The 21,364-nt window shown below is 67.5% G+C and carries 17 protein-coding genes; 8 read left to right on the top strand and 9 right to left on the bottom strand.

Translation table 11 applies throughout. The features are described from left to right. Window positions 1-134: 134 nt before the first annotated feature. A complete protein-coding gene (glnA, locus tag ACWFRF_RS34360; RefSeq protein ID WP_266299126.1) occupies window positions 135-1,571 on the bottom strand; it encodes a type I glutamate--ammonia ligase in 1,437 nt (478 codons plus the stop codon). Window positions 1,572-1,859: 288 nt separating this feature from the next. Between glnA (ACWFRF_RS34360) and ACWFRF_RS34355 the strand changes: the two genes are divergently transcribed. Beyond that, window positions 1,860-2,315 carry an RDD family protein gene (locus tag ACWFRF_RS34355; RefSeq protein WP_379318723.1) on the top strand — a complete coding sequence of 152 codons (456 nt, stop codon included), beginning with the start codon at window positions 1,860-1,862 and terminating at the stop codon, window positions 2,313-2,315. A 45-nt stretch (window positions 2,316-2,360) separates the two neighbouring features. After that, window positions 2,361-2,744: a YrdB family protein gene (locus ACWFRF_RS34350; protein ID WP_378996508.1), complete on the top strand. Its 384-nt coding sequence runs from the start codon at window positions 2,361-2,363 to the stop codon at window positions 2,742-2,744. 52 nt (window positions 2,745-2,796) lie between these two features. Here ACWFRF_RS34350 and ACWFRF_RS34345 read toward each other — a convergent pair whose 3' ends face one another. Further along, window positions 2,797-3,540 carry a DUF4191 domain-containing protein gene (locus tag ACWFRF_RS34345; protein WP_301905683.1) on the bottom strand — a complete coding sequence of 248 codons (744 nt, stop codon included), beginning with the start codon at window positions 3,538-3,540 and terminating at the stop codon, window positions 2,797-2,799. A 119-nt stretch (window positions 3,541-3,659) separates the two neighbouring features. Here ACWFRF_RS34345 and ACWFRF_RS34340 point away from each other — a divergent pair, with 119 nt between their 5' ends. From ACWFRF_RS34340 to ACWFRF_RS34330, 3 genes are read left to right on the top strand one after another with little or no spacing between them, the layout of a single operon-like run. Continuing rightward, on the top strand, window positions 3,660-5,078 hold the full coding sequence (locus ACWFRF_RS34340) for a M20/M25/M40 family metallo-hydrolase (RefSeq protein ID WP_378996511.1): 1,419 nt from the start codon (window positions 3,660-3,662) through the stop codon (window positions 5,076-5,078). Further along, entirely contained in the window at window positions 5,075-5,911 is an 837-nt protein-coding gene (locus tag ACWFRF_RS34335; RefSeq protein WP_378996513.1) for an alpha/beta hydrolase, read from the top strand. Before ACWFRF_RS34340 ends, ACWFRF_RS34335 begins: the two co-directional genes overlap by 4 nt. Window positions 5,912-5,947: 36 nt before the next feature. Beyond that, window positions 5,948-6,409 (top strand): 6,7-dimethyl-8-ribityllumazine synthase, encoded by a 462-nt coding sequence (locus ACWFRF_RS34330; protein ID WP_358071185.1) that lies wholly within the window; start codon window positions 5,948-5,950, stop codon window positions 6,407-6,409. Window positions 6,410-7,126: 717 nt separating this feature from the next. Here ACWFRF_RS34330 and ACWFRF_RS34325 read toward each other — a convergent pair. Further along, on the bottom strand, window positions 7,127-8,572 hold the full coding sequence (locus ACWFRF_RS34325; protein WP_452454272.1) for a metallopeptidase: 1,446 nt from the start codon (window positions 8,570-8,572) through the stop codon (window positions 7,127-7,129). 74 nt (window positions 8,573-8,646) lie between these two features. Then, window positions 8,647-9,597, bottom strand: a complete 951-nt coding sequence (locus ACWFRF_RS34320; RefSeq protein ID WP_452454270.1) for an endonuclease/exonuclease/phosphatase family protein — start codon at window positions 9,595-9,597, stop codon at window positions 8,647-8,649. 87 nt (window positions 9,598-9,684) lie between these two features. Here ACWFRF_RS34320 and ACWFRF_RS34315 point away from each other — a divergent pair, with 87 nt between their 5' ends. Then, on the top strand, window positions 9,685-9,972 hold the full coding sequence (locus tag ACWFRF_RS34315; RefSeq protein ID WP_387449269.1) for a hypothetical protein: 288 nt from the start codon (window positions 9,685-9,687) through the stop codon (window positions 9,970-9,972). On the opposite strand, the gene ACWFRF_RS34310 is transcribed toward ACWFRF_RS34315, so the two are convergent. Together ACWFRF_RS34310 and ACWFRF_RS34305 are read right to left on the bottom strand one after the other, a co-directional pair. Next, the gene (locus ACWFRF_RS34310) at window positions 9,969-12,482 is read right to left on the bottom strand and encodes a GmrSD restriction endonuclease domain-containing protein (RefSeq protein ID WP_379315432.1); all 2,514 of its coding nucleotides are present in this window, start codon (window positions 12,480-12,482) and stop codon (window positions 9,969-9,971) included. The two genes, ACWFRF_RS34315 and ACWFRF_RS34310, sit on opposite strands and share 4 nt — an antisense overlap. Before the next feature lie 103 nt (window positions 12,483-12,585). Next, window positions 12,586-13,608, bottom strand: a complete 1,023-nt coding sequence (locus tag ACWFRF_RS34305; RefSeq protein ID WP_452454269.1) for a hypothetical protein — start codon at window positions 13,606-13,608, stop codon at window positions 12,586-12,588. Window positions 13,609-13,829: 221 nt separating this feature from the next. Between ACWFRF_RS34305 and ACWFRF_RS34300 the strand changes: the two genes are divergently transcribed. Beyond that, on the top strand, window positions 13,830-14,033 hold the full coding sequence (locus ACWFRF_RS34300) for a cold-shock protein (protein WP_056821080.1): 204 nt from the start codon (window positions 13,830-13,832) through the stop codon (window positions 14,031-14,033). 58 nt (window positions 14,034-14,091) lie between these two features. Here ACWFRF_RS34300 and ACWFRF_RS34295 read toward each other — a convergent pair whose 3' ends face one another. The 3 genes from ACWFRF_RS34295 to ACWFRF_RS34285 all read right to left on the bottom strand — a co-directional run bounded on the left by ACWFRF_RS34295 (window position 14,092) and on the right by ACWFRF_RS34285 (window position 20,184). Beyond that, on the bottom strand, window positions 14,092-17,103 hold the full coding sequence (locus ACWFRF_RS34295) for a bifunctional [glutamine synthetase] adenylyltransferase/[glutamine synthetase]-adenylyl-L-tyrosine phosphorylase (RefSeq protein ID WP_379316914.1): 3,012 nt from the start codon (window positions 17,101-17,103) through the stop codon (window positions 14,092-14,094). Window positions 17,104-17,189: 86 nt separating this feature from the next. Next, window positions 17,190-18,530: a type I glutamate--ammonia ligase gene (glnA, locus tag ACWFRF_RS34290; protein ID WP_378996527.1), complete on the bottom strand. Its 1,341-nt coding sequence runs from the start codon at window positions 18,528-18,530 to the stop codon at window positions 17,190-17,192. A 121-nt stretch (window positions 18,531-18,651) separates the two neighbouring features. Further along, on the bottom strand, window positions 18,652-20,184 hold the full coding sequence (locus ACWFRF_RS34285) for an alpha/beta hydrolase (RefSeq protein ID WP_452454266.1): 1,533 nt from the start codon (window positions 20,182-20,184) through the stop codon (window positions 18,652-18,654). A gap of 200 nt (window positions 20,185-20,384) precedes the next feature. Here ACWFRF_RS34285 and panB point away from each other — a divergent pair, with 200 nt between their 5' ends. Beyond that, complete coding sequence (panB, locus tag ACWFRF_RS34280; protein WP_378639174.1) at window positions 20,385-21,239, top strand: 3-methyl-2-oxobutanoate hydroxymethyltransferase; 855 nt, start codon at window positions 20,385-20,387, stop codon at window positions 21,237-21,239. Window positions 21,240-21,364: the final 125 nt, after the last annotated feature.

Genomic DNA, 21,364 nt, shown 5'->3' with positions numbered 1-21,364 from the left:
GGTGGGCACTAGGTGCCGCCCCCGCGGGCCGGATACCCCCGCGCCCCCCCGCCCGTGCAACCCGGGGCGCCCGGACTCGAAACCGTTCACTGCGGACGGAACGGGCCGATCAGGCCCGTTCCCGCAGGTCAGGATCACACGTCGTAGTAGAGCTCGAACTCGTACGGGTGCGGACGCAGGTTGACCGGGGCGATCTCGCTCTCGCGCTTGATGTTGATCCAGGTCTCGATGAGGTCAGGCGTGAAGACGTTGCCCTCGGTGAGGTAGTCGTGATCTGCCTCGAGGCGGTCGATGACCGTGGCCAGGCTGGTGGGGGCCTGGGGGATGTTCTTGGCCTCCTCCGGCGGGAGCTCGTAGAGGTCCTTGTCGACCGGGGCCATCGGCTCGATCTTGTTCTTGATGCCGTCCAGGCCTGCCATCATCATGGCGGCGAAGGCCAGGTACGGGTTGCCCGAGGAGTCCGGCGCGCGGAACTCGATGCGCTTGGCCTTCGGGTTGTTGCCGGTCACCGGGATACGCACGGCGGCCGAGCGGTTGCGCTGCGAGTACACCAGGTTGATGGGGGCCTCGTAGCCCGGCACCAGACGGTGGTACGAGTTGACGGTCGGGTTGGTGAACGCCAGCAGCGACGGGGCGTGGTGCAGGATGCCGCCGATGTAGTGACGCGCCAGATCCGACAGGCCACCGTAGCCGGCCTCGTCGTGGAACAGCGGCTTGCCGTCCTTCCACAGCGACTGGTGCACGTGCATGCCCGAGCCGTTGTCGCCGAAGAGGGGCTTCGGCATGAAGGTGACAGACTTGCCTTCCTGCCACGCGGTGTTCTTCACGATGTACTTGAACAGCTGCAGGTCGTCCGCCGCCGAGAGCAGCGTGCCGAACTTGTAGTTGATCTCGGCCTGACCGGCGGTGCCGACCTCGTGGTGGCCGCGCTCGAGCTCGAAGCCCGCGTTCTGCAGGTTGGTCGAGATCTTGTCGCGCAGGTCGACGTAGTGGTCGTACGGGGCGACGGGGAAGTAGCCACCCTTGTTGCGGACCTTGTAGCCGAGGTTGCGGCTGCCGTCCGGGTTGAACTCCTTGCCGGTGTTCCACGAACCGGAGACGGACTCGATCTCGTAGAACGAGCCGTTCATGCCGGAGCCGTAACGGATGCCGTCGAAGATGTAGAACTCGGCCTCGGCGCCGAAGAAGGCGGTGTCGGCGATACCGGTCGAACGCAGGTACTCCTCCGCCTTGCGCGCGATGTTGCGCGGGTCGCGGGAGTAGGCCTCACGGGTGAACGGGTCGTGCACGAAGAAGTTCAGGTTGAGCGTCTTCGCGGCGCGGAACGGGTCGATCCGGGCGGTGCTGAAGTCGGGGAGCAGGAGCATGTCCGACTCGTCGATCGACTGGAAGCCACGCACCGAGGAGCCGTCGAACGCCAGACCCTCTTCCGCCAGGTCAGCGGTGAACGCCTTGGCCGGGATCGAGAAGTGCTGCTGGACGCCGGGCAGGTCGGAGAAGCGGATATCGACGTATTCGATGTCCTCTTCCTTGATGTACTGGATGACCTCTTCGGCCGTGCTGAACGTCACTTGCTCTCCTTACGAATCGGTTCCCAGCCAGTCGCGATGCTGGCCCTTTCGAACGACCTGCGCGCAGTCGCTACGAAGGGGTTCGTCGCGACCTGACGCTAAGGACGCGGTGTTTCCCAACAGTCAAGGCTATGTTTCGCCAGTGTTACGCGAGCCGGATGCCTGGGTGATGTCAGCCATCCGGGTGCGATCTTCACGCTAATCCTGCCATCCGCGTGATCCCGCGCTGACGTGACCTCCATTAATGCGGTCGTGGGCGACCGATCGCGCGCCACTATCCTGGGTCCCATGGCGCGTATTACCGGCACATGGCTATCCGGATCCCCGGGCGAACCCGGCGACTCGGACATCTCCGGCTACCCCGGTGAGCTGTACGGGCTGCCGCGCGAGGGAGCGGGCTCGCTCGCCCCGACGTGGCGACGCGTCGTCGCGCTGTTCATCGACTGGTTCATCGCGGTCGGGATCGCCGCGGTGATCACCCGCAGCTTCGCGTCGTCGTCGATGCCGCTGCTGGTGTGGTTCGTGGTCGGCGTGGCTGCGGTGACGCTGTTCGGGTTCACCCCGGGGCAGTACTTCACGAAGCTGCGGGTGCTGCGCATCGACGCTCCGGTGGCGGTGGGTTTCGTGCGCGCGCTGGCCAGGCAGGTGCTGCTGGTGTTCGTGGTGCCCGCGCTGTTCACCGATGCCGACGGCCGCGGCATGCACGACCGGGCGACCGGGACGGCGCTGGTCAACGCTCGCTGAGCCGTTGGGCCCGCTCGTACTCGCGCGCGGCCATACGATCAAGCCGTGTCACTGAATCCGGCCATGTTGGCCGTACGTTTTCTGCTCGAATTGATCGCCATCGCCTCGTTCGGCGTCTACGGATGGCGCGCCTTCGACTCGCCATGGCGGTACCTGCTCGTGGTGGTCCTGCCGATCGCGGCTGCGACGCTGTGGGGCGTGTTCACCCTGCCCGACGATCCGGGACGCGGCGGCGGTTCACCGGTGCCCGTCTCCGGCCCGGTCCGGCTGCTCGTCGAGTTCGCGGTGCTCTTCGGTGGCGCCGCGGCACTGTGGGCCGCTTCGCTGCCGCGGCTCGCCTTGATCTCGGCGGCTGTTCTCGTCGGTTACCACCTGTTGGCATACGACCGGGTTCTGTGGCTGCTGACCGGCCGCTCACCCAACGCCTGAAACGGCGCGAGCCCGTCACCTGACAAGGTGACGGGCTCGTGGCGGGAGTGGGTCAGCGGCGACGGATCGCGCGCTGCATGCCCTTCATCTTCGCACCGGGGGGCATCGGGCCCTTCGGCATCGCGGGACCACTGCGCGAACTCAGGGCCGAGAGCCTGCCCTCGATCTGGTCGATCCGCTTGACGTCGATGTTGCGCGGCAGCTTGGTGAGGTACTTCTGCAGCTCCTTGAGGGGAGTCTGACCTTCCTCGTTGCCGACGATCACTTCGTAGATGGGGGTGTCACCGACCAGGCGGGCGGTGCGCTTCTTCTCCTGCGCGATGAGCGAGCGGACCCGCTGCGGCGAACCCTCGGCGACGAAGATCACCCCGGGCAGGCCGATCACGCGGTGCACGGCGTCGAGCTGGGTGGTCGCGGCGACGCCGTTGGCGACCCGCCACTTGCCCTGCAGGTTCTCCAGCACCCACGCCGCGGCGCCCGCCTGACCCTCGGCCTTGCGGTACACGTTCTTCTGCACGCGGCGCCCGAACAGGATGAATGCCAGCAGCACACCCAGCAGCAGACCCAGCGGCAGCAGGAACCACTGCATGTCGAAGATCAGCCCGATGAGGAAGAAGACCACCGTGGTGCCGACCAGTGCGCCGATCATCAGCGGCAGCAGCGCCTTGTCTTCCTTGCGCTGCATGTTGAACGCCTGCCACAACTGCTGACGACGTTCGCGTGATGCCTGCTTACGGGCCGCTTTAGCCGCGGCCCTGGCTTCCTTCGACGGCTTGCCGCCCTTGCCTCCTGCCATGGTGTCAGCTTAGATGGCGCGCCGCCGGGGCGTCTGACCGCATCACACCGCGCGACGATCCCGGCGTTTCGGGCACGTTCGGCGGGCGGCGGCCCACGCCAAAGGCCACAATGGCTGAGATGCGCCCGATCACCGAGAACCCCGCCCTGCCCCCCGTCACCGAGGGCGTCGATGACGAGGTCGCCCGGCGGCTGGCAGTCGCGCTGCAGTGCGTGACGGTGTCGACCGAAGATCCCGCGCACACCGCACACGCGGAGTTCGCGCGCCTGGCCACCCACCTCGAGACATCGTTCCCCCGCGTGCACGCCGAGCTGACACTGACGACCTTCGGTCACAGCAGGCTCTACCGCTGGGACGGCGCCGAGCCGGGTGCGGTGTCGGCGATCCTGCTCGCGCACCAGGACGTGGTGCCGGTCGACGACGCGCAACGCTGGACCCATCCCCCGTTCGACGGTGTCGTCGACGACGAATTCATCTGGGGCCGCGGCGCGATCGACGACAAGAGCCGCGTGCTCGCCGTCCTGGAAGCGGTCGAGTCGGCGCTGGAAACCGGAATTCGCCCGCGCCACACCGTGTTCCTCGCCTTCGGTCACGACGAAGAGGTCTTCGGTGACGGCGGCGCGGTCCGGATGGCCCAGCACCTGCGCGACCAGGACGTGCGCGCGGAGCTGCTGCTCGACGAGGGCGGGGTGATCACCGACGGCGTCGCCGACGGCGTCGACCGGCCGGTGGCCAGCATCATGCTCGGCGAGAAAGGCTATGCGACGGTGCGGCTTTCGGTCACCGAGACCGGCGGTCACTCCTCGATGCCCGGCAAGCAGACCGCGGTGGGACGGCTGGCACGCGCGGTCGCACGCGTGCAGGACCATCCGATGCCACTGCGGCTGACGCCGGTGATCAGCGACATGCTCGCCCGCATGCGTGAGGCGCTGCCCGAACCGCGACGCCGGCTGCTCGAGCTCACCGACGCACGCGGGCTGTCCAGGCTGGCCGGACCGCTCGTCGCCCGCATCATGGCGACGGGCCCGACCACCGAGGCGCTGGTGCGCACCACCACCGCGCCCACCGTGATCAGCGGCGGCGTGAAGGCCAATGTGCTCCCGCAGAGCGCCGAGGCACTGGTGAATTTCCGTATCCTGCCCGGTGATTCGGTGGCGGCGGTGCTGGCGCACTGCACCAGGGTGATCCGCGATATCGGCGTGGCGATCGACCTCGTCGGGCCCGCATCGGAGCCCTCGCGGTTCCACGGGCCGGGTCCGGCTTTCGACATGGTCGCCGAGCTGGCGTCGAGCGTGGTGCCCGGGATCGTGACCACCACCGGGATCGTGCCCGGCGCCACCGATTCACGCCACTACGACGGCCTGGCCGCGACCCGCTGCAACTTCGCGCCGATCGTGTTGACCGCGGCGGATCTGGAACGGATCCACGGAACCGACGAGCGGATCTCGCGACTCAACTACGCTCGGCTGATCGAGTTCAACCGGCGTCTCATCGAGCGGCTCGCCGCGGCGCCCGAAGCAGGAGGAGCGCCACGATGACGACCGACACCGGCGAGTTCGCGGGCCACGGCGGCAAGATCGCCTGGCGCGCATGGCAACCGGAGTCCGCACCGCGCGCGGTGGTGGTGCTGGTGCACGGCGTCGCCGAACACTCGGGCCGCTACGAACACGTCGGCACCACACTGGCCGAGGCCGGCTTCGCGGTCTACGCGCTCGACCACATCGGGCACGGCCTGTCCGAGGGCCCGGCGGCCAATATCGGTTCGATGCAGGGCGCCGCCGACAATGTCGCGACCCTGCTCGATCTCGCGGGCGCCGCCCATCCCGGTGTCCCCCGGTTCCTGCTCGGGCATTCGATGGGCAGCCTCGTGGTCCTGCACCAGGCGACCCGCGGACCGGTCGACGTGGCAGGCATCATCGTGTCCGCGCCGCCGCTGGACATCCCGCTCGGCAATCCGCTCCAGCGCCTCGCCGCTCCCCTGCTCACCCGGTTCGCACCGAATCTCGGTGTGCTGACCCTGGATTCGTCCACGATCAGCCGCGATCCCGAGGTGGTACGCGCCTACGACGACGACCCGCTGGTGTTCCGCGGCAAGCTGCCCGCGCGCACCGCGGTGGAGATCCTGCAGCACACCGCGCTGGTGAAGCAGCGTCTCGGCGCGCTCACCGCACCGCTGCTGGTAGTGCACGGCACCGCCGACGTGATCGCCTCACCGTCGAGCGCCGATCTGCTCGAGCGTGACGCGGGCTCGACCGACGTGACAGTGCTGCGCTATCCCGGGCTCTACCACGAGGTGTTCAACGAGCCCGAGCGCGCGAAGGTGCTCGGCGATGTCACCGACTGGCTGTCAACCCATGTTACCGGTCAGTAAGTTTTTGCGCGGGCGACACTAGTAGACTTACCACCCATGACCACGTCTACCGGCGCCGTTGCCTTCATCCGCGCCAGCTGGCACAGCTCCATCGTCAACAAGGCGCACGAGGGCTTCCTCGCCGAATACACCGGCTTCGGGTTCGATCCCGAGGTCGTCGAGGTGTTCGACGTCCCCGGCGCCTTCGAGATCCCGCTGCATGCCCAACGCCTGGCCCGCACCGGCCGCTACGACGCGATCGTCGCCGCGGCCCTGGTCGTCGACGGCGGCATCTACCGCCACGACTTCGTCGCCTCCGCGGTGATCGACGGCCTGATGCGCGTGCAGCTCGACACCGATGTGCCGGTGTTCTCGGTAGTGCTCACCCCGCACCACTTCCACGAGCACAGCGAGCACGTGGACTACTACACCAACCACTTCGTGACAAAGGGAGCCGAGGCTGCCCGCGCGGTGGCGAACACCCTCAGCTCCCTGCGGTCACTGCCTACCTCGCGCTGACTACTGGTTCAGGAAACCGCCTCGACGGACAACACGCCGGTGCGAAACGCCTTGAGCTGCTGACCACGACCTTGCCGTTTGCATCGCCGACGGCTAGGCCGTCGGCCTGCAGTTCATCAGCGCGGCTGCCACCTACCGAGTCGATTTGTCATCCCTGGCCCCTCATCGACCTTTTCGTTTTGTCGACACCACGTGTAGTAGGACTGCGTCGCAAGATACTCCAAGCATTCCTGCTCAGACGAGAACTCGTGCACCAGGGCAGACCTGAACCCATCAGGAACCACTGTTGCCGACGCCGATGCCGGCAATACCATTGCGCACGAGGCCGCACCGATAATCACGATGGGCAAGAACTTTTTCAACATCTCGGTGCTCACATTTCCAGAATGGCCATGCAGGACAACCTAATCCCCCAGTCGGCCAGGTGGCCCCTCCAACTCAACGGCCGACAAAAACCATGTTTCACCGAAAACCCAACGGTGTCAAATCTATATTCCTCTGCGACAGAACATCTTTCACGAAGTCAGCGTCAGCAATCAGCAATGGAAAGCGTCAAGGCACCTGAGTCGAAAATCGCCGAGCCGGCGGCCGACGAAATCCGGTGGCATGCAACAAGCCGGAACTCGAGGTCGATACGCGGAGCCGCGGGTAGTCGCTCGGATGGCGAAAACCCTCAGCCCTGGCGTCAACAGCTAACGCATGCCCTAAACGCATGCCCTATTTGAACTGGGTCAGGCAGGCCGATTCGCCGTTCAAGACACCAGTGCGGAACGCCTCCAGTCGCTGGTACCCACTCGGCACAACTTTGCCATTGACGTCGGCGGCAGCGAGGCCATCGGCGAGCAGACCGGATACGGCTTCGTCGAGGTCGCCGGCCGACAAGCGTGGATCGCTGGCCGGGTCGCTGAGTTTCGTGGTCAGCACACCTGACAGGCATGCGGTGCGCAGACCGGCCGAGTCAGCGCCGGTCAACGACAATTTGCGATCTTGCTGCACCGCGAGAGCGTAGCGGGAGACGAATACTACAGCGGCGTTGTAGTCGCCAGTAACGACCGCCGACAAGGGTTCACCTTTGCTGCTGGAACCCTCACCCGCACGCCTTGCCATGGCGGGCAGGTCAGTGCCGATCGTGTTGCTTCCTGGGCAGTAAGAAACCAGTTCGGTGGTCGTCACGGATGAGCAATTGCGGGTGACACCGGTGTAGTCGAACTTCGGCACGTTCTTCAACGGCATCGACTTGCCCAGTTGGTTGGCCAGGTTACTCAGATTTTCCTGGTCCACCGCGAGCTGCTTTTCGCGCTCGTCATCGATGAACGTAGTCGGTAGACCGGCGCGACGCTTCTCGATCTCGTCCTCGTTGATGTCCTTGCACGACTTGGCGCCCTGGGTGTAACCCATCTGCACCGCCGTCACCCGCTCGAACGCCGAACCGTGCACGGCGTCGGGATCGTTGGGGTCGCGGTCGCGCACGGCGACGGTCGCGCCGAGCACACCGTTGAGCCCGTCGGTGGTGTTGAGCGTGAAGTGCTTCGAATTGCCTTCTGCCACATGGCGAAGGAACACACCGGCCAGGCAGTCGGCCTGCTGCTCCTTGACCAGCGCATCGGTGAGGAACCCGCGCAGCAGGTCGGCCTGGGACTGGATGGCGTGCCCGTATTCGTGGGCGAGCACCATCACCACCGACATTTCCTTGTACTTGTCGACCAGCAGCGGCAGCAGGACGGTGCGGTCCCAGCCGATGGTGTGGTCGAGCGGGCAGTACGCGGCGTTGACCAGCTTGTAGGTGCTGCTCTTGCAGAACTGCACCGACTCCGACTCCGGCACCTTCGCCGACCAGGAGATGTACTTCGAGGCGGGCTTGAAATTGCCACGGAAAGTCTTGGAATACTCGGTCTGCCAGTACTCTTCGATGTCGGCGATGGCGTTGAGCGCGAGCTTGTCGATCTTGCCGTTGTCGCCGTTGTCAGCCTTCTTGTCCGTGTCGGGCACACCGGGACGCGACCCGCTGGGACCGGTGGACGACGCCGCGCCCGCCACCTCCCATGGATTGTCCATGATCGGCTGCGCCTGGTCGCTCGCGACAGTTGTCGCGCCGCAACCGGATACGAGCATGCCGATACTCATCAAAGCTGCCATGGTCGCGCCGAACCGATGTCTTCTCATGCGCTGTCCTCCCCAAAAATGACGCGGCCGCCTTGCGGTCCGCGATCGAGCGCTCACATGGTAAACGACTACTGTCACAGGTCCATTCGGATCGTGGCCAGCACCGCGCGATGGTCGGAGCCGGGGATGGTGAGCGTGCGGATCTGTTCGGCCACCCCACCTGCGACGAGGATGTGATCGATCCCGATCACCGGTCCCCACCGGCGATCCGCCGGGTAGGTGAGCAGGACACCGTCGCCGGTCTGGTCGGCGGCCGAGGCGAACGCGCCGTCGAGCAGTGCTCGATAGGCCGAGTGGTCGTGTGTCGCGTTGAAATCCGCGCCGACGATCGCGGGTGCGCTGGTCGCCGCGAGGATCTCGTCGACCCGGCGCATCTCGGCCGACCAGGCAGCGAAGTCGATATTCGGCGGGATCGGATGGAACGCGAAGACCGACATCGGCCCGCGCTGTGGATGTTCCATCGTCGCCGAGAGATTGCTCATGACGAAGCCGTCGTATTTCTTGGTGTCGCGCAACGGGTATCGGCTGTAGATGCCGGTGCCGCCACCACCCGACTGCGCCGGTTCCAGGTAGAAGTAGGGCAGTCGTTCTTCGAGTCCGGCCACACGCAGACCCGTGATCGAGTCGACGGTCAACTCCTCGACGGTGAGCACGTCGACGTTGTTCTCCCGCACCGCACCGACCACGGCGACCGGATCGGCCTGGCCGAACAGGATGTTCGACTGCATCACCACGAGTTCGGGCCCATCGGCGGCCCTGGCCTCCGGAATGTAGGACGGCACCACCAACCACGCGGCCCCGGCCAGCACCAGTGCCGCCGCCCCCGAGCTGCGCCAGCCTCGGGCGAGCAGCAACAGCACCAGTCCCACGACCGCGCCGAGCATCAACCACATCGCCCCCGACGCCAACAGCACCATCGACTTCTGGCGCCAGTCCACGACATGCAACACGATCCCGGCCACCGCCGCGACCACCGCGCCCCACCCCAGGACGAGCAACGCTCGTTCCGCCCATTTACGCATCATGAGGTCACCCTAAGCGGCGCCGCTTTCAGGTCTCTTGCGGCTGTCTTGGGAACTCCGTGAGGACCTACACTGGCCGCCGGAAGGGAGGTGACCGTGTACATCGAAGAGTTCTCCGCCGCGGGTCCACTCACCGAGCGGGCCGTCGAGGAGCTGATGACCGTCGCGAACAAGTACACCTCGGCGATCACCCTGACCGTCGGTGAGCGCACCGTGCAGCTCCCGGTTCTCCCGGTCTGCTGGGATGAGCTGCGCGTCGGCGCGGGCACCGCGATCACGGTCGAAGCCGACCGCGGCTACCGACCGGCCGACCTCGAGGACCGCACCGCGCTGACCGACTTCGTCTCGACCTTTCAGCGCGCGACCGGTAGGCCCTAGAGCGGCAGACCCGCCTCGATCCAGTTGTAGGCCTGGATCTTTCGGGACTCGGGATCGTTGACCACCTGGTTGATGAGGTCGTTGATCTGATCGGTGGACAGGGGGTAGCCGTAATGTTCGGCCGCGCCCGCCGACGCCCACAGCGAGGCGAACAGACCGGGCCCGCCGAGAAGGTGGGACAGCACGGTGGCGACCTCGTCGACGGTCTCGATGACCCCGTGGACCAGAGCGATCGCGATGTCCTCGTCGCCGGGCGGCATGCCGGGGGCCAGCGCACCGGATTCGACGGCGCGCTGGGCCAGCCACGCACGCGGGACCAGCGGGCTCGGGCCGATGGCGTCGCCGAGGTAGTAGCGCCATTCGCCCGGGTTGCCCTGGTCGAAAGCGTGGATGTAGAAGGTGCGGGTGAGCGCCCACAGGGCGATGTAGCGCAGGGCCAGCTGTTCGGGTCCGAGCAGCGCGTCGGGGCCCTCGGCGCGGTCACGCTCCAGCAGGTTCCAGGCGAAGCGGAACCAGACCTGTTCGGAATTGCCGACCCAGGTGGCGGGCAGGCGGTCGGCCAACGCGGCAAGATCGCCGACCGGGCCGTCGATGCCGCTGTCGCCGGAGGCTTCCACGCGCAGGTTGTCGACATAGCCGCGCAGGGCGTCGACAGAGGTGAACACCGCGTAGCCCAGCTGGGCGAAGCGGGTGAGGTCGGCATTGGACGGCTCGAGCACCAGCACCACCGGCATGCCGACGCCCGGCTGCAGGCCCTCTGGCCAAAAGGCTTCGGCGACAGCGAGTTCGCGGCCGGTGACCGGGTCGGAGACCTCACTGTCGAGCAGCGGGAAGCCGAAGCCGTCGGCGACGAGGTCGTCGACGAGCGCGTTGACCTGGTCCACCGCGGGATCGCCGATGGTCACTCCGGCGACACCCACCGTCAGCAGGGTCGGGCGGTGCAGCTTGCCGGTGCGCAGCTTTTCGAGGAACGCATCCGCCGAGGCCGAGAGCATCTTGCGGCGGGCCCGCAGGAACTCACGGTAGTTCTCCACCCGCCACAGCGACGGATCGGTCGGAATCCACTGCGAGGCGAGCACACCCGGGTTGCGGCGTTCCATCTCGGCGAAGTAGTCGGCGGGCTCACGCTCGCCGAGCTCGGCCTCGGAGCCGGGGCTGAGGAAGCAGAAATTGGCGATCGCGTTGATCTCGTTGCGTTCGTAACCGGCGTCGCGCAGAAGGGTTTTCGGGAACAGGTAGTGCACCTGCACCGGCGTGCGCTCACCGAACTGCTCGATGCCGAGTTCGGAGCCGGTGCCGAGATCGCGGGAACCGTCGACGCGGGTGAGCATGTACAGCAGCGGATAGAACCGGGAACCGCGAGTGGCACCGGCGAAGTCGTCGGCGCACAGGTCGAGCGAGCCGCCGCGCAGCCGTTCCAGCGAGCCGATCAGCGCGTTGATGCCGCCGCGTTCGAGCGTGTCGTAGTCCTGTTGCAGGAACGTCTCGGTGGAGCCGCTGAACCGGCCCCAGAGCGCGGAATGCACGTACCAGTACAGCACCCGGTCGCGGTGCAGGTCGTCGTCGAAGCGGCCGCCGTTGAGGAACAGCAGGCGGGTGATCACGGGAATCGCGTAGCGCCCCATCAGGACTCGGTCGTGATCGAGGCCGAGCCGGCCCGCCACCGTGTCGAGGAAGGTGTCCACCTGTTTCGTGGTGGCCACCAGGGCCTGCTCGAATTCCGCGGGCGCCAGATCGCCGAGCGCGTCGAAGTGCGCGCGGCCGTTGCCGACGGCGATCACGTTGCGCAGCAACCAGTCCAGGGTGAAGGTGTAGCCGTCTTTGTCCCAGCGGATCAGGTGGTCGCGCAGGTTGCCGCGGGCCTGCGGCCACTGCGCGCACAGAGTGGCCAGCGCGAGGTCGCCCTTGGACAGTTTGGTGCCGCCGGAGTTGACCCGGTTGAAGATGTCGACCACCTCGTCGACCGTGCGATCCGATCCGGTGATGGTCTCGACGTTGAACTCGCGGTTGGCGACCTCGCGAACCTTGTTCAGCCGATCGAGATAGAGGGCAAGGGTTTCCGGCGACTCGTCCGGGAACCTGGCCAGATAGTGCATCGGGCCCTGGGCGAACAGTTCGGTGATGTCGATCCAGGCCGGTGCGGTATCGCGGCCGGGCACCTGGAATTCGAAGAGCTCCCGCTCGACATCGAAATGCAGACCGGTGAAGGCGATCTCGTCGCCTTCGAAGAACGACGGCGCTGTCCCGCGCATGATCCCGTACAGCGTGGTGATGCGCTGCTGACCGTCGAGCAGCAACTGGCGCAGCCCCGAGCCGGTCGTCGACCCGCGTACCGCGATCTCCTCGGACCCGGTCTCCCACACCAGCAACCCACCGACCGGATACCCGAGATACAGCGACCGCATGAGTCCACGCACCTGGTCGCGGTTCCACACGTAGCCGCGCTGGAATTCGGGCAGCAGCACAGCACCGGAGTCGATCTGGTCGAGCAGGGTGGACAGACGTGTCACGGCAGCCTTTCGATCGAGATCCGGTGGCAGACAAGCGCCCCATCGTTGCACGAATCGTACCGACACATCCCGACATGCCAGCGGCCGAACGGAACTGGCGTGATCACTCCATCCCGGACACCGCTGCCCGGAAGGCGTCCGAAGCGTAGAACGGCGCCAGCCTGCGACGCAGCACGGTCTCGAGATAACCGCGCTCGTCGAGTGTTTCGAGGACCGGCGGGCCGAAACGCAGCGCCTCCTCGAGCATCTCCGCGCGCCCTACGCCCAGCTCAGCCAGCAATTCGGCAAGGGGGGTGTCGCCGTACTTGTCGAAGACGTGGTCCACGCCCTCGTCGAGCAGGGCGCGGAAGTAGTCGGTATCGCGGAAGGTGCGCCAGAATTCGAAGACGAGCACGACGATGTCTTCGACATCGGTGGCCGAGACCAGATCACGGAACGAGCCGACGGCGACGCCGGTGTGTTTGCGCCAGGTCTCGCGGGCGCTGTCGAGCAACACTTCGTCGGCGTCACTACTGTTGCCGCGCAACACGAATCGCGCACCGGTGCGGGTGAGCCTGCCGACACCCTGCTCGATCGCGGGCATCGCGGGTTCGGCCAGCCGCGACAGCGCACCGCGCAGCGTCCGGGCCAGGCCACCGCCTTCGGGGTGTAAACCGTCGTCGACCGCGGTGACCACCGCGCGCTGGACCGCCTCGACGCACGCGTCGACGGTCACCGGGCTGTTGAGCACCAGCCGCACCAGCCGGTGGGTGAGATCCAGATCGGCTACGCCGTCGACCAGTTCGTCGAAGCGGCGGTTGTCGACGAGCTCACCGACCTCGATCTCGTCGTTGGCGCGATGGTTGTACAGGCGGGTGGCGATCTCACCGACGAGTTCGGGAATAGCGCCCTCGACGGGAACCTGCACGGCGAACTTGTGCGCGACCGCCTTGATCTGCTCACGGGTCACCGCCTGCGCGAGGGTCAGTTCCGCGGCCTCGTCGAGCGCGCCGTCGATCTCCTCGGTGACGAACTCGAGGAAGCCGGCGGGCTCGCGCAACTGCTGCTTGGTGAACGCCACGTGTGCGTCGAGCACCCGCATGGCCAGGTCGACGTGCCCGCCACGCCCCGCGTTCATCTCACCCATACCGCTCAGATTGGCACAGTCCGCGACGCGATGTGAAAGGGGCGTTCGCATTGGTTGCCGACCGACTCGACACGCCGGTTATCCACGGTATACGCCGCCCACATCGCAGTGTGACAAACCGCAAGGCGCGGTTTGCTGGCGAGTATGGCATACTGGGTTGCTGAGACTGGGCTGATCGCAAGTGATCGCCATGGCTCACCTACGGAAAAGACTTTTAAAACATGACTCAAGGCACCGTCAAGTGGTTCAACGGCGAAAAGGGCTTCGGCTTCATCGCCCAAGACGGAGGCGGCCCCGACGTCTTCGTTCACTACTCGGCTATCGGCGGCTCGGGCTTCAAGTCCCTCGAAGAGGGACAGCGGGTGGAGTTCGAGGTCGGCCAGGGCCAGAAGGGCCCCCAGGCCCAGGACGTCCGCGCCATCTGATTTCGGCGTGAACTGAAAAAGCCCCGCACCAGTGGTGCGGGGCTTTTTCATGTCCGGACTATCCCCCGAACACGCGCTCGACGACGGCCTTCGCGCGGCGGGTGATGCGCATGTAGGTGTCGAGGAATTCGCTGCCGTCGTCGTTGGGCCAGCCGGCTACCCGAGCCACCGCCGAGAGCAGCTGGCCCGGGCCGGGGAGTTGGTCGGTCGGCTTGCCCTTGACCAGGACGAGGGCGTTGCGGGCGGCGGTGGCGGTGATCCACGATTCCCGCAGGAGCGCGACGTCCTCGGGTTCGAGGATGCCCTCGGCCTCGATCACGTCGAGCGACTGCAGGGTCGAGGTGTTGTGCAGCGCGGGTATCTCGTGCGCGTGGCGCAGTTGCAGGAGCTGGACGGTCCACTCGATATCGGCCAGGCCGCCGCGCCCCAGCTTGGTGTGGGTCGACGGGTTGGCACCGCGCGGGAGTCGCTCGGAGTCCACGCGCGCCTTGATGCGGCGGATCTCGCGGACCGATTCCTCCGACACCCCGCCGGTCGGATAGCGGATCGGGTCGATGACGTGCAGGAAGCGCACGCCCAGATCCTGATCGCCCGCCACCTGGTGGGCGCGCAGCAGCGCCTGCACCTCCCACGGCTGGGCCCACTGCGCGTAGTAGGCCTGATAAGCGGTCAGCGTGCGGACCAGGGGCCCGTTGCGTCCCTCGGGACGCAGGCCCGCATCCACCTGCAAAGGCGGGTCGACGCTCGGTGCGCCGAGCAGCCGCTGCACCTTCTCGGCGATCCCGTTGGCCCATTTCACGGCCGTGGCCTCGTCCTCACCGGGGCGCGGATCGCAGACGAACAGCACGTCGGCGTCGGAGCCGTAGCCCAGTTCCATCCCGCCCAGCCTGCCCATGCCGATCACCGCGAAGTCGGCGGGCGCGGGCGCACCACGTTCGGCCTCCGAGGCGCGGATGACCGCGCTCAGGGCCGCCTCGAGCACCGCAACCCACACCGACGACAGCGCCGCGCACACCTGCGCGACGTCCAGCATGCCGAGCACATCGGCCGAGGCGACCCTGGCCAGTTCGTGGCGGCGCAGTGAACGTGCAGCCGCGACAGCACGTTTCGGGTCGTCGTAGCGGGCGGCCGCGGTCTGCATGCCGCGGGCGACGTCTTCGGGTTTTGTGCTGAGCAACTGCGGGCCGCCGGGCCCGTCGGCGTACATGCGGATGGTGTCGGGCGCGTTGATCAGCAGGTCGGGCAGGTACTCCGAGGAACCGAGCACGATCATCAGACGCTGGGCCACCGCGCCCTCGTCACGCAGCACGCGCAGGAACCAGATCTGGTCGTCGAGCCCCTCCGACACCCTGCGGTAGGCGAGCAGCCCGGCATCGGGATTCGGTGTGTCACCGAGCCATTCGAGCAGAGTCGGCAACAGCAGCGCCTGGATGCGGCCCTTGCGCGAGACGCCGCCGGTGAGCGCCTTGAGATGGCCGAGCGCGTTGGCCGGTGCGCCGTAGCCGAGGGCGGCGAGCTGGCGGACGGCGGCGTCGGGGCTCAGGCGCAGCGCGTCGGAGTCCATCCGGGCGACCGCGTCCAGCAGCGGGCGATAGAACAGTTTCGCGTGCAGGCGCCGGACTCGCACGGCGTTGCGGCGGATGTCGGTGTCGAGCACGCCGACCGCGTCCTGGCGGCCGTCGGGACGGATGTGGGCGGCGCGGGCCAGCCAGCGCATGCCCTCCTCGTCATCGGCCGCGGGCAGGGTGTGGGTGCGCTTGAGCCGCTGCAATTGCAGGCGGTGTTCGAGCAGGCGCAGGAATTCGTAGGAGGCGGTGAGGTTGGCGGCGTCCTCACGGCCGACGTAGCCGCCCGCGGCGAGGGCCGTGAGCGCTTCGACGGTATTGGTGACGTGCAGTGCCTCGTCGACCCGGCCGTGCACCAATTGCAGCAGCTGCACGGCGAATTCGACATCGCGCAGGCTGCCCGCGCCCAGCTTGAGCTCGCGCTCACGCATGTCGGCGGGGACCAGGTCCTCGACCCGGCGGCGCATGGCCTGGACGTCGGCGACGAAGTCGGGACGTTCCGACGCCGTCCAGACCATCGGCATCAGCGCGTCGCGGTACTGCTTGCCGAGTTCCATATCGCCGGTCATCGGCCGGTTCTTCAACAGCGCCTGGAACTCCCAGGTGCGCGCCCACCGCTTGTAGTAGGCGAGGTGGGAGTCGAGGGTGCGCACCAGCGCCCCCGCCTTGCCCTCGGGGCGCAGTGCGGCGTCGACCTCGAAGAAGGCCGAGCTCGCGACGCTCATCATCTCCGCGGCGAGCCGGGTCGCGGTCGCGTCGGCCGGTTCGGCGACGAACACCACGTCGACGTCACTGACGTAATTCAGTTCTCGCGCACCACATTTGCCCATCGCGATCACCGCGAGGCGCACCGGCACCGGGCCGTTCTTACACACCCTGGCCACCGCGACCGACAGGGCGGCGGTGAGCGCGGCATCGGCCAGGTCCGACAGGTGCTTGCCGACCACCAGGTACGGCGGCACCGGTTCGTTCTCGACGGTGGAGGCCAGGTCGACCGCGGCCAGCAACATCAGCTGATCGCGGTACCTGCCGCGCAGCAAGGCGACCGCCTCCGGACCGGCGATCCCGGCACGCCACAGCATCGGCCCCGCGTTGGGTCCGGTCTCCGGCGCCGCGTCGACGGCGTCGAGCAGGTCGGCGATCAGCTCGTCACGGCTGGGAAGTTCGTTCTCGCGCAGCACTTTCCACGCCGCCGGGGCAGCGACCAGGTGGTCGCCGAAGGCCGTCGACGAGCCGAGCAAGCCGAACAGCCTGCCGCGCAACGTGGTGTCGGAACGGATCGCAGAATCCAGTTCGGGCCATGCGTCTTCGAGCGATTCGCGCAGCCGCACCAGCGTGGACAGGGCGAGATCGGCATCGGGCGAACGCGAGAGTGCCCAGAGCACCGGCACCCCGTCGACGTTGTCCCAGCCGAGTTGATGCAGGGAAGCCGCCGCTGTCGGTTCGAGGAGACCGAGCCGGCCGACGCCGGGTACAGCGGAGCGGGCAGTCGGTGGCCGGACCATAGCTGTGATCCTAGCGGCTGGCGCCGCGGGCTTTCGGCGCGGAAGCCTTGATCCGGTCAGCCCGGATCAAGGCGGCTCGGGATCACTCAGAGACTCAGGTACTCCTTCAACTCCCAGGGAGTGACCTGTGAGCGGTAGTCGGCCCACTCACGGCGCTTGTTGCGCAGGAAGAAGTCGAAGACGTGTTCGCCGAGGGTTTCGGCGACCAGCTCGGAGCGCTCCATCGCCTGCAGGGCCTCGTCGAGGGTGCCGGGCAGGGTACGGAAGCCCATGGCGCGACGCTCGGCGTCGGTCAGCGACCACACGTCGTCCTCGGCCTCGGGGGGCAGCGTGTAGCCCTTTTCGATGCCGCGCAGACCCGCGGCCAGCAGCACCGCGAAGGTCAGGTAGGGGTTGCAGGCGGAATCAGGGCTGCGGATCTCGACGCGACGCGACGACGACTTGTTCGGGGTGTACATCGGCACCCGCACCAGCGCCGACCGGTTGGACCGGCCCCACGAGGCCGCGGTCGGGGCTTCGCCACCGTGGATCAGCCGCTTGTAGGAGTTGACCCACTGGTTGGTGATCGCGCTGATCTCGGGGGCGTGCTCGAGGATGCCGGCGATGAACGAGCGCGCGGTGCCCGAGAGGTTGTTCGGGTCGTCGGGATCGGCGAAGGCGTTGTTCTCGCCCTCGAACAGGCTCATGTGGGTGTGCATGGCCGAGCCGGGGTACTGGGAGAACGGCTTGGGCATGAACGTCGCGCGCACGCCCTCGTCGATCGCCACCTCTTTGATCAGGTAGCGGAACGTCATCACGTTGTCGGCCATCGAGAGCGCGTCGGCATAGCGCAGGTCGATCTCCTGCTGGCCGGGAGCGCCCTCGTGGTGGCTGAACTCGACCGAGATGCCCATCGATTCGAGCGAGTCGATGGCATGGCGGCGGAAGTTCGGCGCCGAATCGTGCACGGCCTGGTCGAAGAAGCCGCCGTTGTCGGCCGGGGTCGGCTCGTAGCCGCCCTTGAGGTTGTTCTCCAGCAGGAAGAACTCGATCTCGGGGTGCACGTAGCAGCTGAAGCCCGCGTCGGCGGCCTTGTTCAGCTGACGGCGCAGCACGTGGCGCGGGTCGGCCCAGGACGGCGAACCGTCGGGCATGGTGATATCGCAGAACATCCGCGCCGAGTGCTGGTGGCCCTTGGAGCTGGCCCACGGCAGCACCTGAAAGGTCGACGGATCGGGCCGCGCGACCATGTCCGCCTCGGACACGCGCGCGAAGCCCTCGATGGCCGAGCCGTCGAAGCCGATGCCCTCCTCGAAGGCGCCTTCGAGCTCGGCGGGCGCGATGGCGACGGACTTGAGGTAGCCCAGCACATCGGTGAACCAGAGACGGACGAAACGGATATCCCGCTCTTCGAGCGTCCGCAGCACGAATTCCTTCTGGCGATCCATACCGGCGAGCGTAAGCACCCGGCGTTAAATCCGTGTTACATACGGAGACGGGTTTGCGATCTCGTCACATCGTTCGCACATCTCACCGGCCACGACGGGGCGCGGTGAGCACATGTGGCTCTCAGCATGTGAGACCGGGCGCGGGCGTGGCGAGATCGACGAGGTAGTCGATCACCGCGGTATCGAGGCACTGATCGCCCGCCACCAGAGCGGCGGTGTGCCGATTGCCGCGGAAGGTGATCAGGTCGGCGCCCAGCTGGGCGGCCAGGTCGACACCGGCCTGATACGGCGTGGCCGGGTCGTCGGTGGTGGAGACCACGACGGTGGGCGGCAGTCCAGGGGCCGAGACGCGATGCGGACTGCTGGTGTTGGGCACCGGCCAGGCGGCGCACAGTTCCAGTGGGGCGGCGCCGGTGCCCTTGCCGTCGTCGAGGAACGGGGCGGCCTTGCGGTATTCGGTGTCCTGACGGCCGGTCACCGCGGGATCGGTGACGCGCGGATCGTCGACGCAACGGATCGCGTTGAAGGCGTCCTGGGTGTTGGCGTAGGTGCCGTCCTGGCGGCGGCCGTCGTACATATCGGCCAGCTGCAGCAGGGTGTCGCCGCTGCCCGCGTGCAGTTCGGTGAGGCCCTGGGTGAGGATCTGCCACAGGTCGTCGCTGTAGAGGGCCTGCTGGACGCCGGTGATCGCGTCGTTGTAGCTGAGACCGCGCGGGTCGGCGGTCGGCGCCGGGGCCTTCTCCAGCGGCCCGACCAGCTCGCGGAAACGGGTGACGGCCTGGGCGGGATCGGTGCCGAGCGGGCAGTCGGCGTTCTTCGCGCAGTCGGTGGCGTAGGCGGTGAACACGCCCTGGAAGCCCGCCGCCTGCCGCAGCGACTCCTGGACCGGGTCCTGCGAGGAGTCGACGGCGCCGTCGAGAACGAGCGCGCGCACGTTCTGCGGGTATTTCTCGGCGTAGGCCGAACCGAGGCGGGTGCCGTAGGAGTAGCCGAGGTAGCTCAGTTTCGCGTCGCCGAGCACGGCCCGTATGACATCCATGTCCTGGATCACCTCGCGGGTACCGACGTGACCGAGCAGGTCGACGCCGGAGCGCTGGGCGCAGCGGTCGGCGTACTCACGGTTGTCGTCCTCTGCCTCGGCGATGCCGGCCGGAGTGTTGTCGGTGGGCGGCTCGGCACGTTCGGCGTCGGCCTGCTGCGGGGTGAGGCAGACGATCGAGGGCAGCGACGAGCCGACACCGCGCGGATCGAACCCGACCCGATCGAACTTCTCCGCCAGTTCGGTGCGGTTGCCGACACCGACCATCGACAGGCCGGAGACGCCCGGCCCACCCGGGTTCATCAGCAGCGAGCCGACCTTCTCGCCGGTGGCCGGGATCCGGGAGAGCGCGATCTGGGCGGTCGGGCCGTCCGGGCGCGCGTAGTCGATCGGCACGGTGATCCGCGCGCACTCGGTTTTGGGTGGCAGCCGGTCCTCCGGGCTGCCGTAGCCCTCGCACGAGCCCCAGTCGATCTGCTGGTCGTAGAAGCTGTTCAGGCCCGGTGGGGGCGGGGGCAGTTCAGCACGCGGCGCGCTGTCCCCGCCGGTGCCGCATCCGGTGACGATCAACGCAGAGACAGCGCCGAGGAGCACGACGAGCCGGCCTCGCTGCACAGTGGGCCCACCTTTCCGCGCCCTGCGGCGCACACAATGCGCCCGAACGGGCTCGCATCACGGTAACCGAATCGCCCGGTGTGACCGATCACACCGGCGCCTGGCCTTAAACCCGTGCGGGCGCAGGTGGCACACTGAGGTGGTCAGAAACGCCCGGGGACCCGGTATGGGCCTCGAGGAACCAGACGAAAGGGACGATGATGTCCGTATCCGATGAGCAGACTCCTGCCTACGGTGCCACTCCCGCCGACAACAAGCCACGCCGCAAGACCCGCGTCCAGCATCTCCAGCAGATGAAGGCCGACGGTGAGCGCTGGTCGATGCTGACGGCCTACGACTACTCGTCCGCCCGGCTGTTCGAGGAAGCCGGTATCCCCGTGCTCCTGGTCGGCGATTCCGCCGCCAATGTCGTCTACGGCTACGACACCACCGTGCCGATCACCGTCGACGAGCTCATCCCGCTCGTCCGCGGTGTCGTGCGCGGCGCCCCGCACGCGCTGGTCGTCGCCGATCTGCCGTTCGGGACCTACGAGTCCTCGCCGCAGCAGGCGCTGGCGACCGCCATCCGCTTCATGAAGGAGGGCGGCGCACACGCGGTGAAGCTCGAGGGCGGCGAACGAGTCGCCGAGCAGATCGCGCTGATCACCTCCGCGGGCATCCCCGTGATGGCCCACATCGGATTCACCCCGCAGAGCGTGAACACCCTGGGCGGTTTCCGCGTCCAGGGCCGAGGCGACGGCGCCGAGCAGCTGGTCGCCGACGCGATCGCCGTGCAGGAGGCCGGTGCGTTCTCGGTGGTCATGGAAATGGTCCCCGCCGAGATCGCGGGCCAGGTCACCCGCAAGCTGACCATCCCGACCGTCGGCATCGGCGCGGGCGCCGACTGCGACGCCCAGGTGCTGGTCTGGCAGGACATGGCCGGCTACACCAGCGGCAAGACGGCCAAGTTCGTCAAGCGCTTCGGCAACGTGGGCGACGAACTCCGCACCGCCGCGGCCACTTACGCCGCCGAAGTCCGCCAGGGCACCTTCCCCGGCCCCGAACACAGCTTCTGACCGGACCCACAACAACCTGTCCCCGTCCCTGTCCCCGTCTTCAACAACCCACCCAACCCAGCCACCGCACTCCCGACCCCTAGGGAGGGACGGCCACGAAGTGGCCGGTCCGCGGCCGGGCCGCC

This window comes from Nocardia sp. NPDC055165, from assembly GCF_053606985.1.
This window is presented reverse-complemented; position numbering and strand designations above follow the sequence as displayed.

Excerpts from the sequence above, each read along its gene's own strand:
- ACWFRF_RS34320 (WP_452454270.1), bottom strand. The coding sequence starts at position 9,597 with ATGATGCGTAAATGGGCGGAACGAGCGTTGCTCGTCCTGGGGTGGGGC.
- ACWFRF_RS34330 (WP_358071185.1), top strand. The coding sequence starts at position 5,948 with ATGACCACGTCTACCGGCGCCGTTGCCTTCATCCGCGCCAGCTGGCAC.
- panB (WP_378639174.1), top strand. The coding sequence starts at position 20,385 with ATGTCCGTATCCGATGAGCAGACTCCTGCCTACGGTGCCACTCCCGCC.
- ACWFRF_RS34305 (WP_452454269.1), bottom strand. The coding sequence starts at position 13,608 with ATGGGTGAGATGAACGCGGGGCGTGGCGGGCACGTCGACCTGGCCATG.
- ACWFRF_RS34295 (WP_379316914.1), bottom strand. The coding sequence starts at position 17,103 with ATGGTCCGGCCACCGACTGCCCGCTCCGCTGTACCCGGCGTCGGCCGG.
- ACWFRF_RS34300 (WP_056821080.1), top strand. The coding sequence starts at position 13,830 with ATGACTCAAGGCACCGTCAAGTGGTTCAACGGCGAAAAGGGCTTCGGC.
- glnA (WP_378996527.1), bottom strand. The coding sequence starts at position 18,530 with ATGGATCGCCAGAAGGAATTCGTGCTGCGGACGCTCGAAGAGCGGGAT.
- ACWFRF_RS34355 (WP_379318723.1), top strand. The coding sequence starts at position 1,860 with ATGGCGCGTATTACCGGCACATGGCTATCCGGATCCCCGGGCGAACCC.
- ACWFRF_RS34325 (WP_452454272.1), bottom strand. The coding sequence starts at position 8,572 with ATGAGAAGACATCGGTTCGGCGCGACCATGGCAGCTTTGATGAGTATC.
- ACWFRF_RS34335 (WP_378996513.1), top strand. The coding sequence starts at position 5,075 with ATGACGACCGACACCGGCGAGTTCGCGGGCCACGGCGGCAAGATCGCC.
- ACWFRF_RS34345 (WP_301905683.1), bottom strand. The coding sequence starts at position 3,540 with ATGGCAGGAGGCAAGGGCGGCAAGCCGTCGAAGGAAGCCAGGGCCGCG.
- ACWFRF_RS34340 (WP_378996511.1), top strand. The coding sequence starts at position 3,660 with ATGCGCCCGATCACCGAGAACCCCGCCCTGCCCCCCGTCACCGAGGGC.